Below are 16,287 nucleotides of genomic sequence, written 5' to 3' on the forward strand. Positions count from 1 at the left end.
GCCCAGGCCCCCCTCGATCCACACACCCCCGTCGTCGTGATCGTTGGGGCACGACACGTCGACGTAGACCGTCGTGAACGTCTCCGGCGGCGGGCCCGTGAGATCCGGATTGTGCACACCCAGCGAGCGGCACTCCGACAGCGGACGACTGCTGCTGCCGCTCACCCAGTTGATCGCGACGTCGTATCCCTGATCCTTGAGTTCGTCGATGACGGCTGCCGCCGAGCTCGGTTCAGCCGCGCAGGGGGCCGCGAGCAGCACGGCCAGCGGCACGCACACGGCGTATCGGATCATTCCTCCATCATGCGCTCATTGCACGGCCCGATTCAGCAGATACAGGAACGGCCGGTGGCTTGCTCGGCCGTCGCGGCGCAGCGGCATGCTGTCGATCGCCGCGGCATACCAGTCGGCGCGCTCGATTCCGGCGAAGTCGAGGCGGCGGCCACAGCGCGCCGCGATGCCGATCAGAAGGAGCGCACCCGTGCGTCCGTTTCCCTCCCGGAACGGGTGAATCTGGTTGTATGCGGCGTAGATTCGCGCGAGCTCGTAGGCCAGCCGGGCGGGGTCGAGGTCTTCGCCCGCCAGCTGCCGCGCCCGGTCGTGTACCGCGGCCATTGCGTCGTCGATCATCGAGACCGAACCGAAAGAGTGCTTGCCGCGGCGTAATTCGACGGTCCGGTAGCGTCCCGCCCAGGCATACGCCCCGCCGAACAGGTGCCGGTGGATGTCGCGGACGTCGAGCGGTTGGTCGGGTGGCTGACGGCACAGCCACTCCGCCATGCGCGCCGCGGACGTCATGTACTCCAGGTCGGCGAGCGCCTCGGCGGTGGTGACTCCGAACTCGTTGCGCAGCACCGTGGTTCCCGGTAGCAGGTAGGGTGCGGGTCGCCCCAGCCGCAGTCGCCGGCGCTGCGGGACCGGCGGGGGGTGCCGGTCCCGGTAGGCGGCCAGCTGGTCGTCGCAGTCGAGTTCTCCCCGCACGATCGCGGCCAGCGCGTCGAAGTGCTCGGGCTCGGGGCGCCACCCCTCGATGCGGTGCACGGCCACCGTCGTCGCGACGGCGTGCTCTGTGTCCTTTTCGGAGTCCATCGACATCAGCCGTCGGCGAACGCCGAGATCGAGGACAGGTAGGACAATGTGCGCATCACCCCGGACACTTCCCGGGCGACGCCGCGCAACGCGGCGCGGTCCTGCGGGGAGAGTTCCCCGAGCGTGACGACGTCCCCTCCCGCCCGGCCGGCCTGCAGGTTCGCCACGCGCCCCTGCCACCGGAACCGCGTCAACCACTGGTGACACTCGCGCAGCGTCGCGGCGTCGTCGCCGTCCAGTACCCCGGCGGCGGCGCCGTCGTCGAGCCGCTGTGCGGTGGCCAGCGCGGTCGAGCCGCCCGACAGCGCGGCCCAGCGCGCGATCTTGACCACGGGATCGAGCACGGCGCGTTTGACGTCGACGGAGTCACCTGCGTTGACGAACACCCTCAGGCGTGACGGCACCGTGGCCCGCACCGCGGTGGCGTCCTGCACCATCGCCTGGCGCACCGCGTAGTGCCGGCTTGCCGCCGCATTCGCCGCCACCCGCAACGTGTCCTCGGCGCCGGCCAGTCCGGACGCGTCGGCCATCAAACCGGTCATCACCACGCCCCGGTCCCGCTCGGGCTCGCTCGCCCAGCGCTCGATCCCCTCGTCCCAGCTGCGCCGCCGACGGCAGAACCTCGACCGACTGGCCAGCACGCCGTTGGCGTCGCCACCGATCCCGCAGCGCTCCAACAGCGCGTGCACCTGCGCCGCGCGCGTGAGCAGGTCGGCCTTCTCGTCGTCACCGATCCCGTCGCCGAGCATCACCATCGTCTCGACGTCGGACCCCGGCACGGCCTCTCCTCGGGCCACGCTCCCCGAGACGAACCACGTCCAGTCCGCCGGTTCCACCAGGCGCACCGCGGCCGCCACGGCGCGGCGCAGCATCGCCGACCACGCCGCCGACTGTTCGGGCCGGCGGGTCAGGCCCGCCACCGCGCGGTCGATCTCGGCACGCAGACCTGCCTCGTCGGCGCACGTGTCGAGCGCGGCGACGGTCTGCGCGAGATCATGACCGGGCGGCATGGAGTCGATTGTGACGCGTCCAGGCTCCGGTCACACAGCCGTGACACAACCGAAACGGCCAGCACACGATCGCTTTGTACGTTTCTGTCGCACGACAGGAATGTCTCATGTCAGGAGCGCCATGACCGCCGGCTTCGACCCCGCCATCTCCTCCGCGGAGGATGCCTCCACGCTCGAGGAACTCGGCTACACGCAGGAATTGCACCGCGGCGTCGGCGGATACGCATCTTTTGCGGCCGGCTTCTCGTTCGTGTCGATCCTGACCACCGTGTTCGCCTTCTTCCCGCTCGGTTTCGCGCTCGGTGGGCCGGCGTTCTTCTTCACCTGGCCCATCGTGTTCATCTGCCAGTTCTGCGTGTGCCTGGTGTTCGCCGAGCTGTCGGGCAAGTTCCCGGTCGCCGGCGCGATCTACCAGTGGTCCCGGCGGCTGGCCGGCAACGCGATCGGCTGGTTCGCCGGCTGGTTCATGCTGATCGGCTACATCGTGTCGATCGCGGCCCTGGCGATCGCGATGCAGACGGTGCTGCCGCCGATCTGGAGCGGATTCCAACTGGTCGGTGAGGACATGGACCCGCTGTCGGTCGACGGCGCGACCAACGGCATCATCCTGGGCGCGGTCACGATCGTGCTCTGCACGATCATCAGCGCCGCGGGCGTGCGCTTCATGGCCCGCATCACCGTCACCGGGGTGACGCTGGAGATCGTCGGCGTCATCCTCATCATCGGCGCGATGTTCCTGACCGCCGAGCGCGGCCCGGTGCAGGCCGTCGCAGACACCGGCGGCCACGGCACCGGCGTGCAGTACCTGCCGGCGTTCCTCGCCTCGATGCTGATGGCCGCCTACGTGATGTACGGCTTCGACAGTGCCGCAGAGCTTTCCGAGGAAACCCGCGACCCGCGGCGAACCGCGCCGAAGGCCATCGTCACCGCGCTGCTCGTCTCCTTCGTCGGCGGCGGTCTGATGATCCTGGCCGCGCTGATGTCGGCGCCCGAACTCGGCGACGATCTCGCCCACGGCGGCATGGCCTGGGTGATCGAGAGCCAGCTCGACACGTGGCTCGGCAAGACGCTGCTGGGTCTGGTCGCCGTCGCGATCTTCTCCGCGACGCTGGCGATCCAGGCGTCGGCGTCGCGGGTGATGTTCTCGATGGCCCGGGACAACCGGCTGCCGTTCGGCAAGTTCCTCGCGAAGGTCAACAAGAGGACGGGGACCCCGGTCATCACCGGCATCTCGGTCAGCCTGCTGGCGATCCTCGTCCTGCTGGTCAACCTCGGTCAGGCCAGCGTGTTCGCCGCGATCGCGTCGGTGTCCGTGGTGATCGTCTACCTCGCCTACCTGATGGTGACGGTGCCGGCCCTGATGCACCGGCTGCGCGGAACCAGCCTCTCGCACGGGAAGCCGATCATGGACCTGGGCCGCTGGGGCATCCCCGTGAACCTGATCGCGGTCGTGATGGGTGCCGTGCTGGTGGTCAACATCGGCTGGCCGCGCCAAGAGGTCTACAACCCTGCCGGGGATTCCTGGTTCCTCCAGTACTTCGCGGTCATCTTCGTCGCGCTGACGCTGATCGTGGGGTACGCCGCCTACCGCGTGGTGCGCGGGCGCGACGGCGCACCGGACCCGGTCGACGCACTGGTGGGGCGCAAGAAGTAGCGCCGTCGGCGAATCGGCCACACTGGGCGGGTGCAGCTGCCCGTGATGCCGCCCGTCTCGCCGATGCTGGCGAAGTCGGTCACCGAGATCCCGCCCGGTGCGTGGTACGAGCCGAAGTGGGACGGGTTCCGCTCGATCCTGTTCCGCGACGGCGACGACGTCGAACTCGGCAGCCGCAATGAACGGCCGATGACGCGCTACTTCCCCGAGATCGCCGACGCGGCGCGGGCCGAGCTGCCGCCACGCTGTGTGGTCGACGGTGAAATCGTCATCGCCACCGGCGACGGCCTGGATTTCGAGGCGCTGCAGTTGCGCCTGCACCCTGCCGCGTCGCGGGTGCGGATGCTGGCCGCACAGACACCCGCGGCGTTCATCGCGTTCGATCTGCTGGCGCTCGATGATGAGGACCTGACGGGGCGACCGTTCTCTTTTCGGAGGGCCGCGCTCGTCGAGGCGCTCGCCGGGTCGGGGCCGGTGTTTCACGTGACACCGGCGACCACGGACCTGGACACCGCCCGCGGCTGGTTCTCGGCGTTCGAGGGGGCAGGGCTCGACGGTGTGATCGCCAAACCGCCCGAGGTGACCTATCAGCCCGACAAGCGCGTGATGTTCAAGATCAAGCATCAGCGCACCGCCGACTGCGTGGTCGCCGGGTACCGGCTGCACAAGTCCGGCCCGGACGCGATCGGCTCCCTGCTGCTGGGCCTGTACGCGGCCGACGGATCGCTGGCCTCGGTCGGCGTCATCGGTGCGTTCCCGATGGCGCGACGGCGCGCGCTGTTCGACGAATTGCAGCCGCTGGTGACGACTTTCGAGGAGCACCCGTGGAACTGGGCGGCGCACGTCGACCCGAATGTGGTGCGCCGCCACGGCGGCGGCTCGCGATGGAACGCGGGCAAGGACCTGTCCTTCGTGCCGCTGCGTCCCGAGCGCGTCGTCGAGGTGCGCTACGAACACATGGAGGGAACGCGATTTCGGCACATGGCGCAGTTCAACCGGTGGCGGCCCGACCGTGAGCCCCACTCGTGCACGTTCGACCAGATCGACCGGCCGGTGAACTTCCAGCTCGACGACATCGTGCCCGGCCTCGGCCGTACCTGACGTTCTTTCCGCGTGGGGCCCCCACGAAGTAGGGGACAGACGCGAACTCGAGTGCTGTGGCGGCGTGTCGCGCGAGTTCATGTCTCTTCGCGAGCAGGGGGTCGACGCCACGTGGCCGTCCTGGGAGGCACAGTCAAGTTGCTGCCAAACGGAATGCACGCCCCGGATAGCGACTTGAAGCAGGCATGGACCTAGGACTCAGCATTCCGATCCTCGACATCGACGGCGGCACCACAGCCATCGGCCCCGAACTCGCCCGCGCCGGCGCAGCGGCAGAGAACGCCGGCGCGACCTCCCTGTGGTTCATGGACCACTACTTCCAGATCGAGCCGACCGGCCTGCCCGCCGAAGCCAACATGCTCGAGGGCTACACGCTGCTCGGCTACCTCGCCGGCCACACATCGCGAATCAGCCTCGGATTGCTCGTCACCGGCGTCACCTACCGGCACCCGGGACTGCTCGCCAAGACGGTGACGACCGTCGACGTGTTGTCGGGCGGCCGCGCGGTGTTCGGCATCGGCGCCGCCTGGTTCGAGCGCGAGCACCTCGGCCTCGGTGTGCCGTACCCGCCGCTGGCCGAGCGGTTCGAGCGGCTCGAAGAGACGATCCAGATCTGCAACCAGATGTGGGACCCGAACAACAACGGCGAGTACCGCGGCAAGCACTACCACCTGCAGGAAACGCTGTGTAACCCGCAGCCGATCAACAAGCCCAAGGTGCTCATCGGCGGCAGCGGCGAGCGCAAGACTCTGCGGTTGGTGGCCAAGTACGGCGATGCGTGCAACCTGTTCGGCACCTCTCCCGACGAGGTCGCGCACAAACTGCGAGTGCTGCGCGGGCATTGCGACGATGTGGGCAGCGACTACGACGCGATCCGCAAGACCATCATGATCAACGACCTGAGCCCGGCCCCGGAGACCCGCGACGAATTCGTCAGGGCCGCAGCCGACTATGCCGAGCTCGGCATCGACGAGGTGATCGTGTTCCCGCCCACCGGTTCTCCGGCGGCGTGGATCGACAGCATCGCCCCGGCGGTCAAGGCACTCGCCGAGCTCTGAGGGCTCACCTCCTTTCCGCGTGGGGCCCCACGAAGTAGGGGACAGACGCGAACTCGAGTGTTTCGCCGGCGATTCACTCGAGTTCGCGTCTGCTCGCCAGCACCTACTTGACCTGAAGCATCGTTGAGGTTGCAGCCTGGGGGCATGCAACGCGTACTGAGCGACCTCTACCAAACCCGCACCGAATCACCACTTCCCGGGCTCACCACCCACGCGTATCTGTGGACGCCGGCCAACATCCTGTTCTACTCGCCGGCGACCGACGCCGACTTCGACGGACTCGACGCGCTCGGCGGTGTCCGCCACCACTACCTCAGCCACCGCGACGAGGCAGGCCCGACGCTCGGCCGCATCGCGGGGCGGTTCGGCTCGACGCTGCATGCGCCGACTGGGGATCTCGCCGAGATCAGCAGACACCATCACGTCGACGTGCCCGTGACGGGCCGCTATGTAGACGCCAACGGCATCGAGATCATCCCGACACCCGGCCACTCACCGGGCAGCGTCTGCTATCTGGCGCCCGGCGCCGAGGGCCGCTATCTGTTCACCGGCGACACCCTGTTCCGCATCGCCGGAGAATGGCGTGCCGGCTACATCGAGAGCTTCCATACTCCCGCCGATGCCGCCACGATTGCCGCGAGCCTCCGCGTCCTGGCCGATATCACCCCAGACGTCGTCATCTCCAGCGCTTTTGACGGCGAGGCGGTTCACCGCATCGAACCCGCGCACTGGCGCGGCCACATCGCCCACGCGATCGCAGGACTGCCGCTTCCTGCGCGGCGCTGATCACCGACGGTGGGGCCCCACGAAGTAGGGGAAAGACGCGAACTCGAGTGTTTCAGCGGCGATTCACTCGAGTTCGCGTCTGGTCGGCGTAGAGGGCGACCAGGCCACGGGCGACGGCGAAGCGTGGTCCGTGCACGCCGTCGATGTGGGCGCGGCCCACCACGACACGGGCGGGCCGCAAGGCCTCGGCGACCGTGCGCATCAGCTCGTCATCGAGTGCGCCGCCACCGGCCAGCACCAGGGCTCTCGGCGGCTCGTCGAACGCCGTCAGACACCGCGCGATGTTCGCCGCCACGGTCTCCTGCTTGACCGCCAACCGCAGACTGCGCCATTCCTCGGCGGCAAGGCGATTGGAGAAGGGCACCAGCCCCGCGCTGCCCCGGGTGCACAACCGGCCGATCGCATCCGACGAGGCCGGCGCGTCGAGGAACACCCGTCGGCCGTCCTCCTCGTGCGCGACGTGCGGACCCTCGACGCGAATCGCGGGCGTTCGCTTGACCGTCTCAGCGAGTGCCTGGGGGATGCCGAGCACCTGCGCGATCGCCACGGTGATCGACTCCCCCGCACCCGCTGCCACCACCGTCGCCTCGGCTCCGATGAGATCGACTGTGCCACCACCGATGTCGCACACCATCGCGTCCGGCGGGAAGCCCGGAGTGGTGCGCGCCCCCCAGGCCGCTGCCTCGGGTTCCGACGCCAGTGTGCGGGCGGGCCTGCCGGTCAGCTCGCTCAACCGCGCGGCAGCGTCGGCGGCTTCCTCGGCGGCCAGCAGCGCGACGACCGTCCCGTGCGCGTCGACGACGCCGCGCCGCAACCACGCCCCGTTGTCGATCGTCGCCAGATCGGTGAAGAACGCATCGTGTACCGCGAGGCCGTCCACGGCGGACGGAACCGACTGCAGACGAACATGTTTCACCGATCCGGGCACGGAGCGACGCAGCACGGCGTGCGCCTGCGCAGGCGTGTATCGCACTGTGCCGCCGTCGACGTGGATCTCCACGTAGTCGTCGTCAGCCGCAGGCGGTGGTACCGCCTCCGTCCGTGCGGTGACCGCGATGGCCGCCGCATCGGCCAGTTCCCGACAGAACTCGGCGACCTCGGGCAGAGACGTCGACGGCAGATCCAGCGCGGCCGACAACGCGATCGGATCGGCCATCGCCCGGTAGGCACGACCCTGCTCGACCACCTCGACGGCGACCAGCGCGCCGGGCGCGAGACCGGCCACGTCGCACTCGTCGACGACCGGCACGTCGATCGGAATGCGGTTGCGAATCAGGACGGCGTCGTCCTGCGCGGCCACCACCCCGACGACGTGCCATCCGCGGGCGACCGCCGCACCGATCTCGCGCGCGGCGTCCTCGAAGTCGGTGACCGCGTCGACGGACACGACCACCGGCCCGTCCAGTGACGATGAACTCAGATCCGCGAGCCGAACATGCTGCCCCACTGCGTGTCCCGCTCCGGCGGGGGTGCTGGCATCCGGTCGGCGCAGGCTGCGTACCGGCGCCGCCGGCGAGTACGCCGGCGGGATCGGCGCGGTCGCCGTGTCGACCGGCCGCAATGCGGAAAGCAGCAGCTCGTCAGCGTTGACCCCGGCCGCGACCTCGAGCCTATGCAGCAGGGCGGCCGCCCCCTGCAGCGAATCATGGCCACCCTTGCGGCCACGGGTGGGTGCCTGCCCGTGCGAGACCGTGGTGACGGTCCCACCGTCCACCCTGGCAAGCACGATCTCGGTGGTGTGGTTGCCGATGTCGATCCCGGCGACCGTGCGGATCAACGCAGCAAGCCGCGACGGGCATAGGCGGCTGCCGCCTGCTCGACCAGCGCAGCGCAGCGCGGCGCACCGCGCTCGATCAGCGAGGTACGCAACTGCTCCAGCTCCTCGGCCGTCGAGCGGTGCGGACGCAACGCCTCGTACAGCCCCATCACGTCTTCGTCATCGATGGTCGCCAATTCTGCTGCCCGCAGGAAGTTCTCGGCGAGTTGCGGGTTCCCGCCCTGCTCCGCCACCGCGGCCTGGTGAGCCAGCGCGGCGGGATCCATGCGCAGATCGCCCAGCCCGAGCTTTCCGTCGACCGCGTTCTCCACGGTGATCTCGCTCATGGTCGCTCCACCTTCACCGTGACAGGGGCCGTCCCCGGTTCGCACGCCTGACGTTCCAACGCGACCAGTGCCACCGCCCTCGCGTGATAGCGCGCAGAGATGGATTCGTCGGTGCCACCGGTGAAGATCGGCACCGGCGCCATCCCCTTCGCGTGCCGGGCGGCGTTGCGGCCCAGCTCGCGGTACATCTTCGCCGTCAGCAGGGGCGCCACGCTGAACAGTTCGAGATTGGCCAACGGCGCCAGGTCACGGCGATGGATCAGTGCAGTTCCCTTGCCCTGCAACCCGATTCCGATCCCAGAACCGGAGAGCCGGGCCGCGGTCAATCCGATGAGGCCCACGTCGATGGTGGAACGCACCTGGACGGTGCGCGCCACACAGCCCTCCTCCTCCAGGCCCGCCGCCAGCTGGCGGAGCACCTCGCCGATCGTCAACCCGCACAGGCTCAGCCAGACGCTGTGCCCCCAGGCCGGGGACAGGCCGATGCACACCTCCCGCGGATCGCTGCCCTGCCGGGCCGGCTCGACGTCGACGACGGTGACGTGGCCGCGGTGCTCGTCCTGGTCGGCGGTCAACTCGGCGCTGGTGCGGGCCTGCCGGATCGCATCGATCTCGGCGCGGCGCGCGTCGGTGAGCGCGTATCCCGTTGCCGGACCGGTGTAGTCGTTGGGATCGGTGAGCTTGGACAGCACGCCGAACTGCTCGTCGAAGATCGCGGAGGTCTGCAGCTGGTCACCCTTGAGGCGTTCGCGGGTCAGCGTCGTGATCGCCTCCGCCTCGTCGGTGAAGCCGGTGCGGTGCAGCGACGCGATCACGTCGAACACGGTCAGCTGCTTGGCCTCGATCGACGCGGCGGCTTCGGCCACCATCTTGGGGTGTCCGGCGGGCAGATCGCGGGACCCGTTGGCGGCCACCACCTGGTCGACACGGGCGTCGTCGTAGTCGGCGAGGCCGAGGTCGCGATAGACCGCCTGCACAGCTGTGGCAGCCCGCCGGCGCACCGCTTCGAGGCGCTCGGGAGTGACGGTGCGCAGCCCACCGTCGGCGCCCCAGTCACGCTGCAGCACCAGGAAGTCGTCCATGTCGTCGGAGTTGAAGTTCGACAGCGCAAACGCGTTGTCGTAGCGCGGAATCGACCCGAACCCGGAGAAGATGAAGTCCGCGCCCGCGAGCAGCACCGGCAGTGTGTGCGCACTGCGGCGGATGTCGGACTCGGAGATCAGGTTGTCGTTACCCGCGCACGACTCCAGGTCGCGCATCATCACCATCAGGTTCTCGGCGAGCAGTTCCTTCATCCCTTCGGGGACCGAGGCGACCACACCGACGCCGTCGATGCCACCGTTCTGCACGCCCTGGGACCCGAGCGCACGAGCCAGCGACACGCATCGCGACTCCAGATAGAGGATCGAGCACTGCTCGGCCGCACCCATCAGGACCTCGGCGCCACCGCCACTGGTGACCCGCATCTTCAGGCCGCGTGACGCGTAGGCCGAGGTGAGAATGGCCTTGCTGAACGGGGTGTCGTCGCCGTCGACGAACACCTGCTCGGTGCCGTAGATCGAGATGGTCTCCGCATAGCTGGTCAGCCCGCGCAGCCCCAGCCGCAATTCCAGTGCCTCTTCGATCGAGCACTGCGCCATCGCGCCGGGCGTGCCGACCTGAGAACCGATGAGCAGCGCCACCGCGTTCGACGGAGCATCGCCGAGCACCGGCACCGTGGTCTCGACCTCGCGGAACCCGTAGGCGACGGCGCTGGCGGCGTCGGCGGCGATCAGCAGCGGGTCGTCGAGCTGGTTGGTGACGTGCGCCTGATTGCTCGGGGTCCGGCGGGCGCGCATCTTGGCCATCGCCATCTGCATCTCGACCGGGGACATCAGCGCGATCACCCGGGCCAGCTTGGCCGGGGTGGTGCCGCCGATCAGCCGCACCACCTCGGCGCGGGGGACGTTGACGTCCACCGCCATCCGGGCCAGCGTCACGTCGTCGAGAGCCATCGCCTCCTCGGCGACCGCGAGGTCGATGCCGTAGCGGGCGATGAACTCGTCGATCACGTCGAACTCGCTGGCGCCTTTGCCATCGAGCTCTGTCACATACGGGCCGACCTCCCCGTCCCGAATGGTCAAAGACGGGGAGGGGTCATGGGGGCTGCGCATCGCGGCCAGGCCGAGCCGGGGGTCCGGGACGCTGAACCCGTCGAGGTTGACGGGTTTGGTGTTCAGTACCCGGAACCGCCCCAACTCGTCTGCCACGCTAGCCACCTTTGTTACGAAACTAGTCGCGAACTTCGTTGTCCTCGTACACGATCCGACCGATCAGTTCGTACCGGTCCTTGTCCGCATACTTGAAGTACAGCGCCAGTGCTGCCCCGAGCACGAACAGCCCGACCACGATCCATGGTGTCAGCTTGAACAGCAACGTGCCGGATGCGGCGCCGGCGGCTGCGTCTTTGTGCTCCCAGAGCAGGTAGACGACATACAGCATGCCGATGCCGCCGAGCAGAGGAGCCAGGAACGTCTTGAACCAGTGCGCGCTGGACGGATGGTTCTTGTGGAAGTGGAAGTACGCGACGACGGAGAACGCGCACAGTGCCTGCACGATCAGGATCGCCATGGTGCCCAGGATCGCCAGCAGCGTGTACATGTGCACGTAGGGGTCCATGCCCGCGAAGAAGAACGCGAGGATCAACACGAGCGTGATGCCGGTCTGCACGAACGACGCGATGTGCGGCGAGCCGTGGTGGGGATGCGTGGCGCCCAGCGTCTTCTGCAGGCCGGCGTGCAGGCCCTCACGGCTCATCGCGTACAGGTAGCGCGACGCACAGTTGTGGAACGCCATCCCGCAGGCGAACGATCCGGTCACCAGCAGGATGTTGAACAGCGTGATGGCCCACTCGCCGTAGGTGCTGCGGACCGGTCCGAAGAAGATCTCGGAGGAGGTGTTCGCGTCCTGCGCGAGCTCGAGCGCCTTCTGCGGGCCGGTGCCGGCGATCGCCATCCATGACACGAAGACGTAGAAGATGCCGACACCGAGCACCGCGATCATCGTGGCGCGCGGGATGATTCGCTTGGGATCCTTGGATTCTTCGCCGTACATCGCGGTGGATTCGAAGCCGACCCACGACCAGAACGCGAAGAACAGGCCGAGACCGGCGCTGGCGCCGGCGATGGCGGCGGGCTGGAACGCGCCGATGGGGTTGAGGGTCTCGGCGATGGCGAAGCCGTCCGGGCCGCCGCCCTTGATCAGGACGCCGATCGCGCCGAGTGACAGCATGACGATCTCGGTGATCAGGAAGACGCCGAGCACCTTGGCGGTCAGGTTCACGTCGAAGTAGGTCAGGATGCAGTTCAGCGCCAGCATCAGCAGCGCCGGGATCAACCAGTGGATGTCGATGCCGAACTGGCTGGCGAACAGGTTCTTGAAGAAGAACGCGAAAATGCCGATCAGCGATCCCTCGAACACCACGTACGCCATCGTGATGATCAGGCCGCTCGCCATCCCGATGACACGGCCCAGGCCGTGGGAGATGTAGCCGTAGAACGCTCCCGTGGACGTGATGTGCTTGGCCATCGTCGCGTAACCGATCGCGAAGAGGCCCAGCACGATCGTGGCGACCAGGTAGCCGGCAGGAGCATGGGTGCCGTTGCCGAAGCCGACCGCGATCGGCACGTTGCCGACCATCGCGGTGATCGGCGCCGCCGTCGCGACGGCCATGAAGATCACCCCGATGGTGCCGACGGCGTTGCGCTTGAGCCGTTGCACCGAATCATTCGATGTTTGGCGGGGCACGACATCTTCTGTCATTGAAACGACACCTTCCAGGTGAAGGAGAGACCCATGGTGGTCAGCCCCTGTGGCATAGACCACAGGCAAGCCGAAGGTCATATTGGCACTACCAAATCAACCGCGCAACCCCAAACAGCACCTGTTGACATAAATGGTCCTACCGTTTAGCTTTTGGTCAACCCCCGCGACCTGACGACAGGGAGTTTCGTGTACGACTACGGCACGTTCTCGTTCGAATCCAAGGCACAGGTGCTCGAACGTGCCAAGGAGTACTGGAACCCGGACAAGACGCAGTTCTGGACCGATTCCGGCGTCGACCTGGTGATCGATCGCCGACAGGACTACTTCCTGTGGGACATGAGCGGGCGCCGTCTCATCGACATGCACCTCAACGGCGGCACCTACAACCTCGGTCATCGCAATCCCGAACTGGTGGCTGCCATTTCGGAAGGCATGCAGTACTTCGACGTCGGCAATCACCACTTCCCCTCGGTCGCGCGAACGGCACTGGCACAGAAGCTGATCGAGTCGGCACCCGCCTCGCTGACCAAGGTGGCGTTCGGCTCGGGCGGCGGTGAGGCCATCGACATCGCACTCAAGAGCGCACGCCATGCGATGCAGCGTCGCAAGATCGTCTCGATCGTCAAGGCCTACCACGGCCACACCGGGCTGGCGGTCGCCACCGGTGACGACCGGTTCGCCAAACTCTTCCTCGCCGACCGACCTGACGAGTTCGTGCAGGTGCCCTTCGGTGACACCGACGCGATGGAGCAGGCGCTGCGCGGCCGGGACGTCGCGGCGGTGATCATGGAGACGATTCCCGCCACCTACGGATTCCCGTTGCCGCCCATCGGATATCTGGAAGCGGTCAAGGACCTGTGCGTCCGCTACGACGCGCTCTACATCGCCGACGAGGTGCAGACCGGGTTGATGCGGACCGGTGAGATGTGGGCGATCACCAAACACGGCATCGAGCCCGACATCATGGTCACCGGCAAGGGTCTGTCCGGCGGCATGTACCCGATCACCGCCGCACTGCTCAGTGATCGCGCCGCGCAATGGCTCGAGCAGGACGGCTTCGGCCACATCTCCACCTTCGGTGGCGCCGAGCTCGGCTGCGTGGCCGCGCTCAAGACCCTCGAGATCACCAGCCGCCCCGAGGTCCGCTCCTCGGTGCACTACATCGCCGACATCTTCGCCCGCGGTCTGACGCGCATACAGGCCGACCATCCCGACTGGTTCATCGGAATCCGGCAGAACGGTGTGGTGATCGGGCTGGAATTCGACCACCCCGAGGGTGCGAAGTTCGTGATGCGAGAGCTCTACCGCGGCGGCGTGTGGGCGATCTTCTCCACCCTCGATCCCCGTGTCCTGCAATTCAAACCGGGCCTTCTGCTCAACCGTGAACTGTGCGAGGACGTGCTCGATCGCGTCGAGGTCGCCGTCGGACGGGCGAAGCTGGCCGCGACCGGACGGAGGAAGCCGTGATATCGGTAGCGCAGGCAGGTCAGATGCTGGAACGGGCGCGCTTCGCCGCGGCCGCCTACGCCGAGTACGACCAGGCGGCCGTGACGCGCATCGTCGAGGCGGTCGCCGACGCTGGGCACCGCAACGCCGAACGCTTCGCCGCGGCCGCGGTGGCCGAGACGCAGATGGGCGTCGTCGAGCACAAGATCGTCAAGAACCGCGCCTGCTCCCGCGGCATCGTCGACTTCTATCGCGACCAGGACTACGTGACCCCGCGCGTCGACACGGCCCGCAAGATCGTCGAGATCCCCCGCCCGGCCGGCGTCGTGCTCGCCCTCTGCCCCACCACCAATCCCGTTGCCACGGTGTACTTCAAGGTGATCCTCGCGCTGATGACCCGCAACGCCGTCGTCGTCGCGCCGCATCCGCGGGCCCGCCAATGCTCGGCCGACGCGGCCCGCCTGCTGGCCGAGGCCGCCGTCGCAGCGGGTGCCCCCGACGGCATCGTCGCGGTCGTCGACGAGCCGACGCTGCCCCTGCTCGAAGCGATGATGAGCGACGAACGCACCGACGTCATCGTCGCCACCGGCGGCACCGGCGTCGTGCGGGCGGCGTACTCCTCGGGTAATCCGGCGCTGGGAGTGGGACCGGGCAACGTGCCCGTCTTCGTCGACGCGACGGCCGACATCGACGCCGCGGCGCGGCGCATCGTCGAGAGCAAGGCGTTCGACAACTCGGTGCTGTGCACCAACGAATCCGTCCTGATCGCCGAGGAGTCGATCGCCGGTAAGCTCACCTCGGCGCTCACCCGCCACGGCGCCCACGTCCTCGACGCCGACGCCACCCAGCGCCTGCGCGAGTACATGTTCCCAGAGGGAGCCCTGAACACCGAGGTCGTCGGCCGCGACGCCGCCTGGATCGCCGAGCGCATCGGGCTGCGGGTGACGCCGAAGACGAAGGTGCTGATCGCCCCGTTCACCGACCTGATCGGTGAGGAGGTGCTCACCCACGAGAAGTTGAGCCCTGTGCTCGGCATGACTACGGTCGCCGACGCGCCGCGCGGCATCCGCGCCGCCCGTGCGGTGGTCCGCATCGCCGGGGCCGGGCACTCGGCTGCCATCCATAGCGAAAGCGCCTCCGTCATCACCGAATTCGCAGCCAACGTGCCGGTTTTGCGGGTGTCGGTCAACGTCGGGAACAGCACCGGCAGCTCCGGGCTGGAGACCAACCTCGCCCCGTCGATGACGATCGGCACCGGGTTCGTGGGGCGCAGCTCCATCGGGGAGAACCTGCAGCCCGAGAACCTGATGAACTGGACGCGGATCGCCTACAACGCCGATGCCGGCGTGACGATGCCCAGTTTCGCCGGCCTCTCGCCGTGGCGCTCCCCCACCGACGAGGTGCCCGCGTACCCGCGCGCGTCGAACGACACGTCCGGCCCCGCGCCCGCCGCACCGCTGAGCCGCCCGACCGCGTCCCGTCGCGCCGCCGACCCGGGCATCGAGGCGCTGCGCGCCGAGCTGCGCGCGATGGTGGCCGAAGAACTCGCCCAACTGATCAAGAGGTGACCCGTGGCTGAACTGCGTTCGTTCATCTTCATCGATCGGCTCCAGCCGCAGACGATGTCGTACCTGGGTACCTGGATCAAAGGTGCCCTGCCGCGTGCCGGGGTGGCAGCCCAGATCATCGAGGTGGCACCGGGTCTGGACATCGAAGGCGTCACCGATGTCGCCCTCAAGCATGCCGAGGTCCAGGCCGGCGTGCTCGTCGTCGAGCGTCAGTTCGGCTACCTCGAGTTCCACGGCGACACCGACGCGGTGCAGTCCGCCGCCGACGCGGCGCTGGCTGAGCTCGGCCGCGACGGCGATGCAGGGACCGACGCCATCAAACCGCCTCAGATCCTGGCGTCGCGCATCATCTCCAGCATCGACTCCCAGCACGCATTCCTGATCAACCGCAACAAGATCGGGTCCATGGTGCTGGCCGGCGAGACCCTCTACGTGCTCGAGGTCGCGCCCGCGTCGTACGCGATCCTGGCCACCAACGAGGCCGAGAAGGCCGCCGACATCAAGGTCGTCGACTTCCGCATGATCGGTGCCACGGGCCGGGTCTACCTCTCCGGTAGCGAGTCCGACATCCGCCAGGCCGCAGCCGCCGCCGAAGAGGCCCTCGCCCGGAGCGTGCGATGAGCGTCGACCGGGATGCATTGCGCCAGACCTGTCCCTTATACACCTCT

General features: G+C 68.1%; 14 protein-coding genes. 7 read left to right on the forward strand and 7 right to left on the reverse strand.

The genetic code is table 11. The annotated features are described in order from the left end of the window. The 3 genes from DMB80_RS26585 to DMB80_RS26595 all read right to left on the reverse strand — a co-directional run. The coding region (locus tag DMB80_RS26585) for a hypothetical protein (protein WP_111512579.1) at window positions 1-294 on the reverse strand (294 nt) is incomplete at its 3' end. A 15-nt stretch (window positions 295-309) separates the two neighbouring features. Continuing rightward, the gene (locus DMB80_RS26590) at window positions 310-1,089 is read right to left on the reverse strand and encodes a Fic family protein (protein WP_240431404.1); all 780 of its coding nucleotides are present in this window, start codon (window positions 1,087-1,089) and stop codon (window positions 310-312) included. Between the two features lie 5 nt (window positions 1,090-1,094). Further along, window positions 1,095-2,099 carry a putative nucleotidyltransferase substrate binding domain-containing protein gene (locus DMB80_RS26595; protein ID WP_111512570.1) on the reverse strand — a complete coding sequence of 335 codons (1,005 nt, stop codon included), beginning with the start codon at window positions 2,097-2,099 and terminating at the stop codon, window positions 1,095-1,097. Between the two features lie 121 nt (window positions 2,100-2,220). Between DMB80_RS26595 and DMB80_RS26600 the strand changes: the two genes are divergently transcribed. The 4 genes from DMB80_RS26600 (at window position 2,221) to DMB80_RS26615 (ending at window position 6,698) form a co-directional block, all read left to right on the forward strand. Then, on the forward strand, window positions 2,221-3,753 hold the full coding sequence (locus DMB80_RS26600; protein WP_111512571.1) for an amino acid permease: 1,533 nt from the start codon (window positions 2,221-2,223) through the stop codon (window positions 3,751-3,753). 30 nt (window positions 3,754-3,783) lie between these two features. Beyond that, on the forward strand, window positions 3,784-4,854 hold the full coding sequence (locus tag DMB80_RS26605) for an ATP-dependent DNA ligase (protein WP_205538947.1): 1,071 nt from the start codon (window positions 3,784-3,786) through the stop codon (window positions 4,852-4,854). A 185-nt stretch (window positions 4,855-5,039) separates the two neighbouring features. Beyond that, window positions 5,040-5,912, forward strand: a complete 873-nt coding sequence (locus DMB80_RS26610) for an LLM class F420-dependent oxidoreductase (protein ID WP_111512572.1) — start codon at window positions 5,040-5,042, stop codon at window positions 5,910-5,912. Between the two features lie 144 nt (window positions 5,913-6,056). After that, the gene (locus DMB80_RS26615; protein WP_111512573.1) at window positions 6,057-6,698 is read left to right on the forward strand and encodes an MBL fold metallo-hydrolase; all 642 of its coding nucleotides are present in this window, start codon (window positions 6,057-6,059) and stop codon (window positions 6,696-6,698) included. 52 nt (window positions 6,699-6,750) lie between these two features. Here DMB80_RS26615 and DMB80_RS26620 read toward each other — a convergent pair whose 3' ends face one another. Genes DMB80_RS26620 through DMB80_RS26635 form a run of 4 tightly spaced genes read right to left on the reverse strand, consistent with a single transcriptional unit; the run spans window position 6,751 to window position 12,602 of the window. After that, the gene (locus tag DMB80_RS26620; RefSeq protein WP_111512574.1) at window positions 6,751-8,475 is read right to left on the reverse strand and encodes a diol dehydratase reactivase ATPase-like domain-containing protein; all 1,725 of its coding nucleotides are present in this window, start codon (window positions 8,473-8,475) and stop codon (window positions 6,751-6,753) included. Further along, the gene (locus DMB80_RS26625; RefSeq protein WP_111512575.1) at window positions 8,472-8,801 is read right to left on the reverse strand and encodes a diol dehydratase small subunit; all 330 of its coding nucleotides are present in this window, start codon (window positions 8,799-8,801) and stop codon (window positions 8,472-8,474) included. The genes DMB80_RS26620 and DMB80_RS26625 overlap by 4 nt, the downstream gene beginning before the upstream one ends. Beyond that, window positions 8,798-11,050 (reverse strand): propanediol/glycerol family dehydratase large subunit, encoded by a 2,253-nt coding sequence (locus tag DMB80_RS26630; protein ID WP_111512576.1) that lies wholly within the window; start codon window positions 11,048-11,050, stop codon window positions 8,798-8,800. Before DMB80_RS26630 ends, DMB80_RS26625 begins: the two co-directional genes overlap by 4 nt. Before the next feature lie 22 nt (window positions 11,051-11,072). After that, window positions 11,073-12,602, reverse strand: a complete 1,530-nt coding sequence (locus DMB80_RS26635) for an APC family permease (RefSeq protein WP_111512577.1) — start codon at window positions 12,600-12,602, stop codon at window positions 11,073-11,075. Window positions 12,603-12,791: 189 nt separating this feature from the next. Here DMB80_RS26635 and DMB80_RS26640 point away from each other — a divergent pair, with 189 nt between their 5' ends. Genes DMB80_RS26640 through DMB80_RS26650 form a run of 3 tightly spaced genes read left to right on the forward strand, consistent with a single transcriptional unit; the run spans window position 12,792 to window position 16,240 of the window. Next, on the forward strand, window positions 12,792-14,072 hold the full coding sequence (locus tag DMB80_RS26640; RefSeq protein WP_111512581.1) for a class-III pyridoxal-phosphate-dependent aminotransferase: 1,281 nt from the start codon (window positions 12,792-12,794) through the stop codon (window positions 14,070-14,072). A gap of 23 nt (window positions 14,073-14,095) precedes the next feature. Further along, the gene (locus DMB80_RS26645) at window positions 14,096-15,619 is read left to right on the forward strand and encodes an aldehyde dehydrogenase family protein (RefSeq protein ID WP_240431405.1); all 1,524 of its coding nucleotides are present in this window, start codon (window positions 14,096-14,098) and stop codon (window positions 15,617-15,619) included. 3 nt (window positions 15,620-15,622) lie between these two features. After that, window positions 15,623-16,240, forward strand: coding sequence for a BMC domain-containing protein (locus DMB80_RS26650; protein ID WP_046362946.1), 618 nt, complete (start codon window positions 15,623-15,625; stop codon window positions 16,238-16,240). The last annotated feature ends 47 nt before the right edge of the window (window positions 16,241-16,287 follow it).

Source organism: Mycobacterium kyogaense, from assembly GCF_003254575.1.
Classification (GTDB): domain Bacteria; phylum Actinomycetota; class Actinomycetes; order Mycobacteriales; family Mycobacteriaceae; genus Mycobacterium; species Mycobacterium kyogaense.

Bases quoted from the DNA above. Each gene is read 5' to 3' on its own strand.
- DMB80_RS26590 (WP_240431404.1), bottom strand. From the start codon at position 1,089: ATGGACTCCGAAAAGGACACAGAGCACGCCGTCGCGACGACGGTGGCC.
- DMB80_RS26595 (WP_111512570.1), bottom strand. From the start codon at position 2,099: ATGCCGCCCGGTCATGATCTCGCGCAGACCGTCGCCGCGCTCGACACG.
- DMB80_RS26600 (WP_111512571.1), top strand. From the start codon at position 2,221: ATGACCGCCGGCTTCGACCCCGCCATCTCCTCCGCGGAGGATGCCTCC.
- DMB80_RS26610 (WP_111512572.1), top strand. From the start codon at position 5,040: ATGGACCTAGGACTCAGCATTCCGATCCTCGACATCGACGGCGGCACC.
- DMB80_RS26615 (WP_111512573.1), top strand. From the start codon at position 6,057: ATGCAACGCGTACTGAGCGACCTCTACCAAACCCGCACCGAATCACCA.
- DMB80_RS26625 (WP_111512575.1), bottom strand. From the start codon at position 8,801: ATGAGCGAGATCACCGTGGAGAACGCGGTCGACGGAAAGCTCGGGCTG.
- DMB80_RS26635 (WP_111512577.1), bottom strand. From the start codon at position 12,602: ATGACAGAAGATGTCGTGCCCCGCCAAACATCGAATGATTCGGTGCAA.
- DMB80_RS26645 (WP_240431405.1), top strand. From the start codon at position 14,096: ATGCTGGAACGGGCGCGCTTCGCCGCGGCCGCCTACGCCGAGTACGAC.